Below are 13606 nucleotides of genomic sequence, written 5' to 3'. Positions count from 1 at the left end.
GCCAGCCGGCGCGATACGGCGAGGGCCTGGGCGCGAGCACGGGCCCCCTTCGGGGCGGGGGCCGGCAACCGCCCCGACCCCTCACCACACCCGTACCGAGCCGCCCGGGGCGAAGGCCGGGCTGGTGGCGTTCGGGGGGATCTTGTCCAGGGGGTGGGTGAGTTCGGTGTGGGTGGGGCCTACGCGGGCGGCTATGGGGGCCAGGTGGGCGAGGTCGAAGCCGTAGACGCGGGCGGCGTTGGTGGCGAGCAGGGCGGCGGTCTCGTCGGGGGGCAGGTCCGCGAAGGCGAGGCGGAGGGCCTCGCGGGAGTGGGGGTGGGTGCCCTCGTCGTGCGGGTAGTCGCTGCCCCACATGATCTTGTCGAGGCCGATGCGGTGGCGCAGCGGGACCTCGTGCGGGCGCATGAAGCTGGCGCCGACGAAGCAGTGGTCGCGCCAGACGGCGGCCGGGGTGCCGGCCATGGTGGCGGCCAGGCCCGCGCCGAACCGGGACTCCGCTGTGGTGGCGTTGCGGGACGCGGCCGCGACCAGCCGGCCGTGGTAGTAGTCCAGCATGTCCAGGACGCCGGGGATCCAGCCCGAGCCCTGTTCCGTCAGGACCAGCCGGAGGCCGGGGTGGCGGCGGAAGGCGCCGCCGAAGATCAGGTGCCACAGGGCGCGGTGCGAGAACCAGGTCGTTTCGACCATGAAGACCGCGCGGGCGGCCGGTTCGTCGCCGAGCGGCGGGGAGGCGGAGCCGCCGTGGTGGTTGACCGGGACCTGCAGCTCGTCGCAGACCGCCCAGAGGGGGTCGTAGGCCGCGGAGTGGAGTTCGGGAAGGCCGGAGCCGGGCGGGGTGCCGGGGAGCATGATGCCGCCGGTGAGCCCCGCCTCCTTGGTGCGGCGGACCTCCTGTACGGCCAGCTCGACGTCGTTGAGGAGGATCTGGGCGACGCCGGCCCGGCGGCCCGGGGCGTCCGCGCAGAAGTCGGCCAGCCAGCGGTTGTGGGCCCGCAGCCCGGCCCAGCGCAGCTCGAACTCCGTACCGGTGGGCGGCGGCGCCATGAGGGAGGCGCTGGGGAAGAACGGCGGGATGGTGTTGGGGAAGACGACCTCGGCGACGATGCCGTCGGCCTCCAGTTCGGCGAGCCGGCGGGCGGAGTTCCAGTTGCGGTCGGCGGTGTCGGCGAGCAGGTCCTCGTGCGGATTGACGTAGGTCGCCGCCCAGGCGTCGAAGGCGTCGTGGTGGCGGGACTCCAGATACGGCTTGTAGTCGAGCAGGTCGGCGCCGGCGTGGCAGTCGGCGGAGATGACGGTGTAGCGCTCCTCGGTCGGCGTCCCGGGCGGCGTCCCGGTCGTCGTCGTGGTGGTCCTCATCGGTGCGGTCATCGTCAGCACTCCGTTCCCAGTACGGGGAAGTCGTGGCCGGTGAGCCAGTGGCGGCCCACGGCGCGGGAGCGGGCCCAGGCCGCCTCGACCGCCGGCTGGTCGCCGGGCTGGCCGAGTTCGGCGGGCGTCGGGCCGATACGGCGGGCCAGCGGGGCGAGCGCCTCCGGGTCGAAGCCGAAGACCTCGGCCGCGGCCAGGCCGAGCATCCGGCGGGTCTCGGCGACCGGGATGTCGTGGAAGGTGTCGCGCAGCCACCGCCGGGTGTCCGGCCAGGTGCCCTCGGGGTGCGGGAAGTCGCTGCCCCAGAGGATGTTGTCGACGCCGATCTCGTAGCGCTGGGCGAGTTCGCGGCGCTTGGTGTTGGTGGCGCAGACGAACACCTGGCGGTCGAGGTATTCGTGCGGTGCCCGCTTCAACTCGGCGAAGGGGGACAGTTTCTTGCCGCCGTGCGCGCCCAGGTAGAGGCGGTCCATGAACCACAGCAGGTTCGGCAGCCACCAGCAGCCCGACTCCGCGACGCCGAACTTCAGGCCGGGGTGGCGTTCGAAGACGCCGGACCAGAGCAGGAACCACAGCGGCCGGGCCGGCCACCAGGTCACCTCGGAGACGTAGATGCCCAGGTGGTCGCCGTATTCGTGGCGGGGCGCGGCACCGGAGTGGGTGACCACCGGCATCGCGCATTCGGCGGCGGCCGCCCATACGGGGTCGTAACGCCGGTCGTGGTAGGGCGCCTTGTCGGCCCACATGGACGGGATCATCAGGGCCCCGAGTCCGGACTCCTTGGCGCGGTGGATCTCCGCGACGACCTCGCCGGGGTCCGCCGTCACGGGCAACAGGGCGACGCCGCAGTGCCGTTCGGGGTGCGCGGAGACGAACTCGGCGAGCCAGCGGTTGTGGGCCCGGGCCCCCGCCATGCCGAGTTCGGGGTCCTGGTCGCCGGAGAGCCCGAGCCCCACGCCGAAGGGCGCGGCGGTCCGGCTGTCCACCGCGTCCGCGTCCGGGAAGACGACCTCCGCCGCGACGCCGTCGCCGTCGAGCTCCTTGAGGCGCTGCGCGGGGTCCCAGCCGCCGCGCAGGCCCTCCTCGTTGTCGGCGAACCACCGGGCGGCGAACGCGTCGTTGCGGATGCCGAGCCGGGTGGCCTCCTCCCGGCGGGCGCCACGCTCCGCGAGGAACTCCTCGAAGGCCCGGTGGAAGCGGCGCTCCAGATAGGGCCGGTACTCCTCGGTGGGCAGCCCGGCGTGGCAGTCGGAGGAGATGATCAGGTACGGGTCCTGGTCGGTCATCACACACCCCTCAGTCCAGGATGAAGCGTTCGAGGTACGACGGGGCGGACCGGTCCAGCATCGACCGCGCCCGGGCCCTGATCTGCCGGTCGGTGTGCTCGCCGGACGGCAGCATCCAGAACCGGTCCGCCCGGATCCCGTCCACCACGGTCCCGGCGACCTCCTCGACCGGGGTGAACGCGATCTCCTGCCCGGCCTCCTTCATCGCGGCCTCCCATTGGCCGAGGCTGCGGTAGGGCGTCCGGCGGGGCTTCTCCTTGGCGTACCGCGCGGGCCGGTTGCGGTGCGACTCCCACAGACCGGTGCGCAGCATGTGCGGGCCGGGGAACAGTACCGACGCCCCGACGGGCGCGCCCTCCGCCGTCAGGTGGGCGTGGAGCGATTCGGTCATCGTCACCACGGCGGCCTTGGTGACGGCGTAGACGGACGCGGTGGGCAGCGGGGCGATACCGCCGTCGGTGGAGGAGGTGTTGACGACGCGGCCCGGGGCGCCGCCCGCGAGCATGCGGGGCACGAACGCCTGGATGCCGTGGAAGACGCCCCACACGTTGACCGCGAAGGCCCACTTCCAGTCGTTGACCTCGTGTTCCCACATGCGGCCCTCGGCGCCGGAGCCGACGCCCGCGTTGTTGCACAGCACATGGACCGCGCCGAAGGCGTCGTACGCCGCGTCGGCGAGGGCCCGCACCTCGTCGCGCACCCCGACGTCGACGGTGCGGGCGAGGACCTCCGCGCCGTCGGCCGTCAGCGCGTCCGCGGCGGCGCGCAGCGGTGCCTCCTCGACGTCCGCGAGGACCACCTTGAGCCCCTCGGCGGCGAAGCGCCGCGCCAGCGCGAGGCCGATGCCGCTCGCGGCGCCGGTGACGACCGCGACCTGTCCCGCCCGCAGCTCCATCAGACGCTCCCCTCGGGCGGTCCGTCGAGGATCTGCTGCGGGTCGTCGTACCGCTGGTGGACGTAGGGCAGCAGGGCCTCGGGGTCCACCCGCGCGACGACCTTTCCCCGCTGGTCGCTGCTCTTCTCGCCCAGGGTGATCCCGACGAGGGTGCGGACGGGGAGGTCGGCGACCGGGTCGTACATCGACTCCCGCAGGACGACGTCGCCGGTGACCCGCTCCAGGGTGCGGTGTTTCTCCCGCCGCACGCAGTGCACGAGTACCGGGTCCCCGTCGAAGCCCGAACCGTCCACCGCGGGCAGGAACTTGAAGTAGAAATCCGTCCGCTCCGACGGCTCGGGGACCGGCAGACCGCCGCTCACCGCGCCGCGCACCTCCACGAAGGCGATGCCGTGCCGGGCCAGCGCGGCGCGTACGGTCAGCCCGTCGCGCTCGACGGTCACCTCGCCGAGCTTCTTCGGCTCCCCGAAGACCTCCCGGCCGCCGGTCAGGGCCCGCTCGTGGGTCATCGGCATGACGAGCGGATACCAGCCCGCCACGCCGTCGTGCTCGGCGGCGACCGCGACCGAGCCGGCGCCGAGCGGATAGCCGGGCAGCGTAACGGTGCTGACGGTGGCCCGGACCAGCGGCCGTCCGGAGGGTTTCAGCGGCGGCGGCAGCACCGCCGCGACCGCGTCCGGATCGCTCTCCCAGAGCGCCACCACACCGGTGGACCAGATGTCGGGGAGCCGGGAGCCGGTGGCGCGCGCCGCGGCGATCTCCGCCTCGGTGCGGGCTCCGTAGCGTATGCGTGCCATGTCGTACCGCCCTTCACAGGTCGTGACCTTCCGGGGGTTCCATCGGCGCCTGTAACACTGTTACACCGTACGGAGCGAAGGGTAAAGAGCCTTTCGGGCACGGGAGTTGACGGGACAGGTGGGGGCCATGACACGTACCGCGCTGACCGGGGAAGAGGTGCTGGCGGCCGCCGCCCGCCTGGTGCGGGAGCACGGCCCGGCCGCCCTGACCATGCGCCGGCTCGCCACGGAGCTGGGCACCGCCGTCACCTCCATCTACTGGCACGTCGGCAACCGCGAGTCCCTGCTGGACGCGCTGGTCGAGCGCACCGTCCGGGAGATGGGCGAGATCCGGCCCACCGGACGCACCCCGCGCGCCCGGGTCGTCTCGGTCGCCCGGGCGCTGTACGCGGCGCTGCGCGAACGGCCGCAGCTGATCGCGATGGTGCACGAACGCGGCCTGACGGAGCGGATGTTCCTGCCCGCCCAGCAGGCGCTGGTCCACGAGCTGCACGCCGCCGGGCTGCGCGGGCGGCCGGCCGCCGAGGCGGTGCGCGCGGTGCAGTTCCAGGTCGTCGGCTTCGTGCTGGTCGAGCGGGCCCGCGAGCGGTCGCCCGCGCAGCACCCCAGTGAGGGCGAGCTGTGGGACTCCCCCACCGCGGGACACGATCCGGCGCTGGCCCGTGCCCTGGCCGCACCGGCCGACCCCGAGCGGCTGTTCACGGTCGCGCTGGAGGCACTGGTGGCGTCCCTGCTGCCGGACTGAGGGGGCATCGGCACACAAGGGCGTCAAACGCGCGGCGGTGGGCCGGATTTGCCGGAATGCGAACCGTCCGGGCGGGTTGTGGCGGCGGTCCGGGTTCGGCCGGTGTCGGTGGGGGCCCGTATCCTCAGGGACCATGCTCGAAGACCGCATGGCAGCAGCCGACCCGATCGCGCCGAAGATCGGGCAGCAGCCGGGACCGCCCGCGCCGCCGACGCCGCCCACGCCGCCGGCTCCCTGGCCGTCCGGGTACCCCGAGGGGTATGCGGTGGTCGACGTGGAGACGACGGGCCTGGCGCGGGACGACCGGATCATCTCCGCGGCCGTGTACCAACTCGACGCGACCGGCGAGGTCCAGGACCGCTGGTACACCCTCGTCAACCCGCAGCGTGACCCGGGCCCGGTGTGGATCCACGGGCTCACCAGCGCGGTGCTGGCCGACGCCCCGCTCTTCCCGGACGTCGTCCCGGAGCTGTCGAGGCGGCTCGACGGCCGGGTGCTGGTGGCGCACAACGCCATGTTCGACTGGTCGATGATCGCCCGTGAGTACGCCCGGGCCGCCGCGGTCGCCCCGGTGAGCCAGCGGCTGTGCACGATCGCGCTGTCGAAGGAGCTCGGACTGCCGCTGCCCAACCACAAACTGGAGTCGCTGGCCGCCCATTACGGCGTCGTCCAGGAGCGCGCCCACCACGCGCTCGATGACGCCCGGGTGTTGGCCGAGGCGTTTCGTCCCAGTTTGCGGCGGGCCGCCCGGGAGAACCTCCGGCTGCCGCTGCTGAGCTGCCAGCCGCTCACGGAGTGGTCGGACAGCCCCGCGCCCCGCCGGACCGCCGCCGCGTCGGCCTACCGACCGTCCACCTGGCGGCCGTCCCGTAAGCGGCCGGCCTGCCCGTACCCCAATCCGGGCCGCTACGTCGAGGGCGGCCGGCTCGTCCAGGGGATGCGGGTCGCCTTCTCCGGCGACACCTCGGTGGACCGGGAGCTGCTGGAGGACCGGGCGATCGAGGCCGGACTGCACGTCGCCACGAGCATGTCCCGGGTGACCAGCCTGCTGGTCACCAACGACCCGGACGCCCGCACCTCCAAGACCGTCAAGGCCGCCGCGTACGGCACGGTCGTGATCGACGAGGCGGCGTTCATGCAGCTGCTGCAGGACGTCGCGCCGGCCGGGTCCGCGCCTGCGTCCGGGTGAAGCCCGCCCAACACGCCCCCCGGCGCCTCGCCCCGCACCGGCCCCGCCCGCACGCTGTGGCGCATGGCACGTTGTGAGGTCTGCGGAAACGACTACGGAATGACGTTCGAGGTGCACGCGCAGGGCGCGGTGCATGTCTTCGACTGTTTCTCCTGCGCCATCCACCGCATGGCGCCCATCTGTGAGCACTGCCGGGTCCAGATCATCGGCCAGGGCGTCGAGGCCGACGGCAAGTGGTACTGCGGGGCGCACTGCGCCCGGTCGGACGGGCGGGTGGGCATCGTCGACCGGGTGTGAGGGCGGGGCGGCGGCCGGCGCCCCGGACCCGGCGCCGGGCGGCCGGACCGCCCCAGGTACCGTCGAAGCCGTGTACCGCTTCCTGTTGTCCCGGCAGTGGGTGATCCTCACCCTCGTGGGTCTCGTGCTGATCCCCGTCATGATCAAGCTGGGCTTCTGGCAGCTGCACCGCCATGAGCACAAGGTGGCGCAGAACCAGCTCATCGCGTCCAGCCTGGCCGCGAAGCCGGTCCCGGTGACCGGCCTGGCCGCCCCTGGACGGGACCTGCCGCACCGCGACATGTGGCGCCCGGTGACCGCCACCGGCCGCTACGACACCGCGCACGAGGTCGTGGTCCGGCAGCGCACCGCCGCCGACGAACAGTCCATCGGCTACTACGTCCTCACCCCGCTGACCCTCGGCAACGGCGACGACGTACTGGTCAACCGCGGCTGGATCTCGGCGGGCGACGACCTCACCAAGTTCCCCGACGTCCCGCCCGCCCCCAAGGGCACGGTCACCGTCACCGGCCGGATGATGGCCGACGAGACCACCGCGGTCAGCGGCATCAAGGACACCAGGGGCCTGCCGCCCCGCCAGGTCATGCTGATCAACAGCAAGGAGCAGGCGAAGCGGACCGGCCGGCCGATGCTCGGCGGCTACATCGAGCAGACCGGGCCCAAGGCGCCGGGCGGCACACCGGAGATGGTCCCCGAGCCGGACCACGACTCCATCGGCCCGCACATGGCGTATGCCATCCAGTGGTGGCTGTTCGCGGCGGCGGTTCCGGTCGGCTGGGTGGTGCTGGTGCGCCGGGAGCGCCGCGACCGGGCGAAGGCGGCCGAGGAGGCCGCAGCGGGTGCGGATGAAGCAGACAATGCGCCTGAAGTCGCCGAAACGGGGCGGGAAAACGGCGGTTCCGACGACGTAGCCCGGTCAGCCGTCAGCACCGAGTAGGGCGCCCGCACCGCGGGAAGGCGAGCTGCGTGCACCCACATATCGAGGACTACGCGCTCATCGGGGACCTGCAGACCGCCGCGCTCGTCGGCCGCGACGGTTCGATCGACTGGCTGTGCCTGCCCCGCTTCGACTCACCCGCCTGCTTCGCGGCCCTCCTCGGCAGCAAGGACAACGGCCACTGGCGGCTGGCGCCGCGATCACCCGAGGCCCGCGCCCACCGCTCGTACCGCGGCGAGTCACTGATCCTCGACACGGTCTGGGAGACCCCGACCGGCCGCGTGAAGGTCACCGACTTCATGCCGCAGCGCGACGTCCAGCCCGATGTCGTACGGGTCGTGGAGGGGCTCCAGGGCCGGGTCGAGATGCGCGGGGTGCTGCGGCTGCGGTTCGACTACGGGCGGGTGGTGCCCTGGGTGCGGGCCGCCGAGGGCTGCCGGGTCGCGATCGCCGGACCGGACTCCGTATGGCTGCGCACCCCGGAGCAGGGCCACACCTACGGCAAGGACTTCAGCACCCGCTCGGACTTCACCGTCGCCGAGGGCGAGCGCACCGCGTTTGTCCTGACCTGGCACCCCTCGCACGAGCCGCGGCCGGATCAGATCGAGCCGTTCGGCGCGCTGGAGGACACGCTGGAGGACTGGCAGGCCTGGTCGGCGCGGTGCCGCTACGACGGGCCGTACCGCGAGGCGGTGGTCCGCTCGCTGATCACCCTCAAGGCCCTCACCTACGCGCCCACCGGCGGCATCGTCGCCGCGCCCACCACCTCGCTGCCCGAGGAGCTCGGCGGGGTGCGCAACTGGGACTACCGCTACTGCTGGCTGCGCGACGCCAGCCTTACCCTGAACTCCCTGCTGTCCGCCGGGTATCTGGACGAGGCAAGCGCCTGGCGGGACTGGCTGCTGCGGGCGGTGGCCGGCGCCCCGGACGACCTGCAGATCATGTACGGGCTGGCCGGTGAGCGACGGCTGCCGGAGTACGAGGTGCCGTGGCTGGCCGGATACTGCGACTCCGCGCCGGTGCGGATCGGCAACGGCGCCGTCGACCAGCGCCAGCTGGACGTCTACGGGGAGGTGCTGGACTCCTTCCATCTCGCCCGCACCGCCGGGCTGCCGGCCGAACCGCACGCCTGGAGCATCCAGCGGTCGCTGATGGAGTACCTGGAGTCCAACTGGCGCGACCCCGACGAGGGGCTGTGGGAGATCCGCGGGCCGCGCCGGCACTTCGTGCACTCCAAGGTCATGGCGTGGGTCGCGGCCGACCGGGCGGTCAAGGCCCTGGAGGCGAACCCGAAGCTGGGCGGCGAGCTCGACCGCTGGCGGGCCATGCGGGACGAGGTCCACCGGGAGGTGTGCGAGCGGGGCTACGACGACGAGCGCGGCACCTTCACCCAGTCCTACGAGTCCCGGGACCTGGACGCGGCGACCCTGCTGATCCCCCGGGTGGGGTTCCTGCCCGGTGACGACCCGCGGGTGCGGGGCACCATCGAGGCGGTGCGCCGGGAGCTGACGCACGAGGGCCTGGTGCGCCGGTACACCACCGACGGGGGCTCGGTCGACGGGCTGCCGGGCGGTGAGGGCACCTTCCTGGTCTGCTCGTTCTGGCTCGCCGACGCGCTGCGGATGAGCGGCCGGCGGGACGAGGCGGCGCAGCTCTTCGAGCGGCTGCTGTCGCTCCGCAACGACGTGGGGCTGCTCGCGGAGGAGTACGACCCGGCCGCCGGCCGCCAGCTCGGGAACTGCCCGCAGGCGTTCAGCCACATCGGGCTGGTGGGGACCGCCTTCGGACTGCTGGACGGGTCGGAGGCAGACTAGGGCCATGGATCTTGGACTCACCGACCGGACGTACCTCGTCACCGGGGCGACCCGTGGCCTGGGTTTCGCCACCGCCCGTGCCCTCGTCGACGACGGCGCGAACGTCGTGATCAGCGGCCGCACCGAGGAGAGCGCCGCCAAGGCCGCCGCCTCGCTGGGCGAACGTGCCCTGGGTGTGGCTGCCGACAACGCCGCCGCGGACACCCCGGCCCGCCTGGTGGCGGCCGCCCGCGAGCGCTTCGGCCGGCTGGACGGCGTGCTGATCAGCGTGGGCGGTCCGCCGCCGGGGACGGCCGCGGACAACACCGACGAGCAGTGGCAGGCGGCGTTCGAATCGGTCTTCCTCGGCGCGGTGCGGCTGGCCCGGACGGCCGCCGCCGAGCTGGACGAGGGCGGCGTGATCGGCTTCGTGCTGTCCGGTTCGGTGCACGAGCCGATCACCGGCCTGACCGTCTCCAACGGACTGCGGCCCGGTCTGGCCGGTTTTGCGAAGTCGCTCGCCAATGAGGTGGGGCCGCGCGGCATCCGGGTCCTCGGGGTGCTGCCCGGCCGGATCGCCACCGACCGGATGACCCAGCTCGACGCGCTCTCCGGCGACCCGGAGGGCAGCCGGGCCCGTAATTCCGCGGCGATCCCACTGGGCCGGTACGGCACGCCCGCGGAGTTCGGCCGGGTCGCGGCGTTCCTGCTGTCACCGGCCGCGTCGTACATGACCGGAGTGATGGTGCCGGTCGACGGCGGGGCCCGGCACGGCTTCTGAGGGGGCCGCGGGGCGGGCGGCGGCCCGCCCCGCCCTCAAGTGACGCGTTCGGGGCGGTGCTTGACCTCGCGCAGCCGGACCTCGGCCGGCAGCCGGTCGAGCCCCGCCGAGCGCCGGGCGTGCGTCATCGCCTCGCCGGACAGCCGGCCGAGGACATGGCCGGGGTCGGCGTGCGGGGCGAGCGCGAGGACCGCCCGGACCCGGGGTTCGGTGCGGCGGCCGGTGAGCCGTACGGCGGCCCGGTCGACGCCGTCCAGGGCCTCCGTCTCGGCGGTGAGCACCGCCTCCAGCGCCCGCCCGCGCAGTTCCGCGCCCTCGCCGTCGCCGCTGTCGACGAGGATCTCGCCGAGCCGGTGGCGCCGGAACTGCGCCAGCAGCCACCACAGCAGGAGCAGCACGAGGACGGCCAGCGCGGCGATCACCACCGGCCACCACCAGCCCTGGTCCGTCCAGCGGGTGCGCTGCCGCGCGGGGAGCAGGACGTCGCCGGGGCGGGACCAGGGCCAGCCGGCCGGCAGCCCGAGGTGCCAGGTCGCGGGCAGGTCCAGCCCGCCCAGCAGCACCAGTGCCCCGGCGCAGAACAGCACCACGCCGGTCAGGCCGAGCAGCACCCGGTTGGCCTTTCTGCGGGTCCGGCGCATCGCGCTCACCCCTTCTTCGGACGGCGGACGTGCACGGTCAGCCGCATCCGGTGGGCCAGGCCCAGCTGGTCGAGGCCGGCGCCGAGCGCGGTGCCGAGGTCGGCGCGGACCTCGTCGAGCTCGCGGAAGTGGGAGACCGCCCGCGCCGTGGCCTTGTGCCGGCCGACGGTCATCCGGACGGACTGCACACCGGCGACCTCCATGGCGCGGTCGCGCAGCACCAGCGCGGCGGCCGGGCGGTCGAGGCCGGCCCGGACGTCCGGGGCCACCGGCCGCATCGGCAGCATCCGGCGCAGACCGGGGGTGACGGCGAGCACGATCAGCCAGAGGCCCACCGCCGCGGCCAGCGCCGCGGCGGCCAGCACCCAGGTGTTGTCGAGGTGTCGGGTGGCCAGTTCGCCGGCCAGCCGCCGGCGCCAGGCCATCGCGGGGCGCTGCGCGCGCACCGCGGCCACGTCGTAGAGCAGCAGTCCCGCGGCGGCCAGCAGCACCGCCGCGACGAGGGCGGCCGGCACCCGGCGGGACGACCAGAAGCGGCCGGTGCGGCCGTCGCCGGCGGCGCCGGTGGCGGTGGCACCGGCGGCGGAACGGGGCGATCCGCCGGCCTGTTTCTCCAGGGTGGGCAGCCGCCGGGTCTCCGCCGGCTCCGCGTCGTCGTCGCTCATCGCACCCTCTCCCGGCCCCTGCCCTCCAGCAGCGGGGAGTGCAGTCGCTCGACCTCCACCGCGACCTCGGGAACCGTCATGTTCGCCAACTCCCCCACGCGCTCGGTCACTCGTCGGCGCACCACCCTGCACTGCGCCCCGATGTCCGAGGGGTAGCCCAGCTCCACCGCGATCCGTACCCGCGCCTCGCCGAAATGCGCGAGGTCCTCGCGCCGGTGGACGCTCACCGTGGCGTGCGCGTCAGTGTGGTCGTGCGGGGACTTCGCGCGCAGTGCCTCGCGGGCGGCGCGGGCGGCGATCTTCGCCACCACCCGGTCCGCGATCCGTGTCGCGCCCCGCTCGCCCGCCGGTACGTCAGCGGCAGCGGTGGGCGGGGACGCCGTCGCCACCCCGGCTCACCGCCGCCGTTCGTCGCGGTCGCCGGTGCGTGCGCGGAAGAACTCGCGGGCCTCCACGTCCCCGTCGAGGATCCGGCCCGCCACGAACCCGACCGCGCCCAGCGCCGCCACCAGGACGAACGCGCCGAAGCCGCCGAAGTATCCGGCGAAGCCCAGCGCCATTCCGGCCAGAAGACCGGCCATGGCCATGCTCATCGTGCGCTCCTTCGCTGCCACTCCGGACGGGCCCGCTCACTGGAGCCGCGGCTCCGCTTCCTCTTCTTCGTCCGATTCGTCGGGGAGCTTGACGTCGCTGACCGCGATGTTGACCTCGACGACCTCCAGGCCCGTCATCCGTTCCACCGCGGCGATGACGTTCTCCCGGACGCTGCGCGCGACGTCGGCGATGGCGACGCCGTAGTCGACCACGATCTCCAGGTCCAGCGCGGTCTGCACCTCGCCGACCTCGGCCTTCACCCCGCGGCTCGCGGTCGCCGCCCGGCCGCCGCCGGGCACCCGCTCGCGCACCGCGCCGAGCGTGCGGGCCAGGCCGCTGCCCATGGCGTGCACGCCGACGACGTCCCGGGCCGCGAGGCCGGCGATCTTCTCCACCACGCCGTCGGCGATGGTGGTCCGCCCACGGGTCGCGGGGTCACCGCCGCCGCGCTTGACCGGCGTCCTGGGTCCGTCCTCTTGCTGGCTCTCGGTCATCACCGTACGTCCCTTTCCGGGAAGAAGGGGATTCTGTCCGCATTTACTCCGCTTTCGGAGGTTTTCGTTCCCACAGTAGGCGGGGGCGCCTCCGGGCGCTTGGGGGATGCGGCAGCGGAGTGCTCCTCCCGACGCCGTACGGCACACCGCCCTGCCGCGCGGGCCGGTCTGCGGCAGGCTGGGGGCGGGGGACCGAAAGGGGTGACACGGTGGCCGCTGAGCAGGTGGCGCAGACGGTACGGCAGCAGCTGAGGATCGGCCGGGTGCTGCCGCTGGGCGGGCCCGCGAACGGGTCCTGGATCACCGAGCAGGCCGCCGCCGGGGCGCTGCGGGCGGCGCTCGGCACCCGGGCCGGGGTGCGGCTCGGCACCCTGCGGCTGTCCGTCGCCGACCCGGTGCACGCCCCCGACCCCGCGGTGCCGGCGCCGCCGAGCGCGCTGCCGCCGGGCCCGCTGCGGATCGGCGCCGAGTTCGCCGCGGTCGCCGACCGGCCGCTGCCCGCCGTCGCCGACGAGGTGCGGGCGGCGCTGCTGGAGGCGTCGGTGCAGGGACTGGGGCTGGTGGTGGCCGCGGTGGACCTGCGGGTGACCGGCCTGCTGGAGGACGCCGGGGCGGGCCGGGCGGGGCCGGCGCTCACCACCGTCCGTCCGGAGAAGCCACCCGTGACGGCCGAACCGGCCGGGGCGGTGCCGGAGGGCCCGGAGGGCATCGCCGCCGCGGCGCTGGCGGTGTCCGGGGTGGCCCGGCTGGCACCGGTGCTCGGCGGCCGGACCCGGGCGGTACGGCGCACCGACGGGCATGTCCTGGTCCAGCTGGCCGTGGCGGCCGGTTACCGCCCGCTGGACGTCGCCGTTGCGGTACGGCAGGCGGTGGCGGCCCGGCCGGACCCGCCGCAGACGGTCGCGGTGCTGGTCACCGCGGTGGAGCGGGACTGACCGGACGACGGCCGCCGCCCGGACGCACGCCGCCCGGCCGGCTGCCGTACGGCGGCCGGCCGGGCCACGTCAGGGGGTAGGCGTCGGCCTCGGTGCGCTAGGGGGTGTCTTCAAATGATCTCGGGTGGTGGACCATGGTCGGGTGATACGTCGCCATGAACTATCCGATGCTGAGTGGGAGTTCGTCCG

Annotated in this window: 16 protein-coding genes; 7 read left to right on the top strand and 9 right to left on the bottom strand. The window is 74.2% G+C overall.

Going from position 1 to position 13606, the window contains the following annotated elements; all coding sequences use genetic code 11:
* Nucleotides 1-81 precede the first annotated feature (81 nt).
* From ACGF4C_RS34565 to ACGF4C_RS34550, 4 genes are read right to left on the bottom strand one after another with little or no spacing between them, the layout of a single operon-like run.
* Nucleotides 82-1356, bottom strand: a complete 1275-nt coding sequence (locus ACGF4C_RS34565; RefSeq protein WP_393571928.1) for an amidohydrolase family protein — start codon at nt 1354-1356, stop codon at nt 82-84.
* 14 nt (nt 1357-1370) lie between these two features.
* Nucleotides 1371-2654, bottom strand: coding sequence for an amidohydrolase family protein (locus ACGF4C_RS34560; RefSeq protein ID WP_393571856.1), 1284 nt, complete (start codon nt 2652-2654; stop codon nt 1371-1373).
* A gap of 10 nt (nt 2655-2664) precedes the next feature.
* Nucleotides 2665-3549 (bottom strand): SDR family NAD(P)-dependent oxidoreductase, encoded by an 885-nt coding sequence (locus ACGF4C_RS34555; protein WP_393571854.1) that lies wholly within the window; start codon nt 3547-3549, stop codon nt 2665-2667.
* Nucleotides 3549-4346 carry an acetoacetate decarboxylase family protein gene (locus ACGF4C_RS34550; protein WP_030411696.1) on the bottom strand — a complete coding sequence of 266 codons (798 nt, stop codon included), beginning with the start codon at nt 4344-4346 and terminating at the stop codon, nt 3549-3551. The genes ACGF4C_RS34555 and ACGF4C_RS34550 overlap by 1 nt, the downstream gene beginning before the upstream one ends.
* Nucleotides 4347-4473: 127 nt before the next feature.
* Here ACGF4C_RS34550 and ACGF4C_RS34545 point away from each other — a divergent pair, with 127 nt between their 5' ends.
* The 6 genes from ACGF4C_RS34545 to ACGF4C_RS34520 all read left to right on the top strand — a co-directional run bounded on the left by ACGF4C_RS34545 (nt 4474) and on the right by ACGF4C_RS34520 (nt 10088).
* Entirely contained in the window at nt 4474-5091 is a 618-nt protein-coding gene (locus ACGF4C_RS34545) for a helix-turn-helix domain-containing protein (RefSeq protein WP_362143020.1), read from the top strand.
* Between the two features lie 133 nt (nt 5092-5224).
* Nucleotides 5225-6280, top strand: coding sequence for a DEDDh family exonuclease (locus ACGF4C_RS34540; protein ID WP_393571851.1), 1056 nt, complete (start codon nt 5225-5227; stop codon nt 6278-6280).
* A 63-nt stretch (nt 6281-6343) separates the two neighbouring features.
* Nucleotides 6344-6577 (top strand): hypothetical protein, encoded by a 234-nt coding sequence (locus tag ACGF4C_RS34535; RefSeq protein WP_077192103.1) that lies wholly within the window; start codon nt 6344-6346, stop codon nt 6575-6577.
* A 70-nt stretch (nt 6578-6647) separates the two neighbouring features.
* The gene (locus ACGF4C_RS34530; protein WP_393571849.1) at nt 6648-7514 is read left to right on the top strand and encodes an SURF1 family protein; all 867 of its coding nucleotides are present in this window, start codon (nt 6648-6650) and stop codon (nt 7512-7514) included.
* A 29-nt stretch (nt 7515-7543) separates the two neighbouring features.
* Nucleotides 7544-9328: a glycoside hydrolase family 15 protein gene (locus tag ACGF4C_RS34525; protein WP_393571847.1), complete on the top strand. Its 1785-nt coding sequence runs from the start codon at nt 7544-7546 to the stop codon at nt 9326-9328.
* Between the two features lie 4 nt (nt 9329-9332).
* Nucleotides 9333-10088, top strand: a complete 756-nt coding sequence (locus ACGF4C_RS34520) for an SDR family oxidoreductase (protein ID WP_393571845.1) — start codon at nt 9333-9335, stop codon at nt 10086-10088.
* Between the two features lie 35 nt (nt 10089-10123).
* Here ACGF4C_RS34520 and amaP read toward each other — a convergent pair whose 3' ends face one another.
* From amaP to ACGF4C_RS34495, 5 genes are read right to left on the bottom strand one after another with little or no spacing between them, the layout of a single operon-like run.
* A complete protein-coding gene (gene amaP, locus ACGF4C_RS34515; protein ID WP_393571926.1) occupies nt 10124-10729 on the bottom strand; it encodes an alkaline shock response membrane anchor protein AmaP in 606 nt (201 codons plus the stop codon).
* 5 nt (nt 10730-10734) lie between these two features.
* Complete coding sequence (locus tag ACGF4C_RS34510; protein ID WP_393571843.1) at nt 10735-11394, bottom strand: DUF6286 domain-containing protein; 660 nt, start codon at nt 11392-11394, stop codon at nt 10735-10737.
* Nucleotides 11391-11783 (bottom strand): hypothetical protein, encoded by a 393-nt coding sequence (locus tag ACGF4C_RS34505; protein WP_393571841.1) that lies wholly within the window; start codon nt 11781-11783, stop codon nt 11391-11393. The genes ACGF4C_RS34510 and ACGF4C_RS34505 overlap by 4 nt, the downstream gene beginning before the upstream one ends.
* 6 nt (nt 11784-11789) lie before the next feature.
* The gene (locus ACGF4C_RS34500) at nt 11790-11987 is read right to left on the bottom strand and encodes a hypothetical protein (RefSeq protein WP_265363249.1); all 198 of its coding nucleotides are present in this window, start codon (nt 11985-11987) and stop codon (nt 11790-11792) included.
* Between the two features lie 36 nt (nt 11988-12023).
* On the bottom strand, nt 12024-12482 hold the full coding sequence (locus tag ACGF4C_RS34495; RefSeq protein WP_030411707.1) for an Asp23/Gls24 family envelope stress response protein: 459 nt from the start codon (nt 12480-12482) through the stop codon (nt 12024-12026).
* A gap of 209 nt (nt 12483-12691) precedes the next feature.
* Here ACGF4C_RS34495 and ACGF4C_RS34490 point away from each other — a divergent pair, with 209 nt between their 5' ends.
* On the top strand, nt 12692-13417 hold the full coding sequence (locus ACGF4C_RS34490) for a hypothetical protein (RefSeq protein ID WP_393571838.1): 726 nt from the start codon (nt 12692-12694) through the stop codon (nt 13415-13417).
* The last annotated feature ends 189 nt before the right edge of the window (nt 13418-13606 follow it).

The sequence above is a fragment of the Streptomyces sp. NPDC048197 genome (assembly GCF_043202395.1).
Classification (GTDB): domain Bacteria; phylum Actinomycetota; class Actinomycetes; order Streptomycetales; family Streptomycetaceae; genus Streptomyces; species Streptomyces siderophoricus.
Note: the sequence above shows the minus strand (reverse complement) of the source record. Positions and strands in the feature narration are given on the sequence as shown.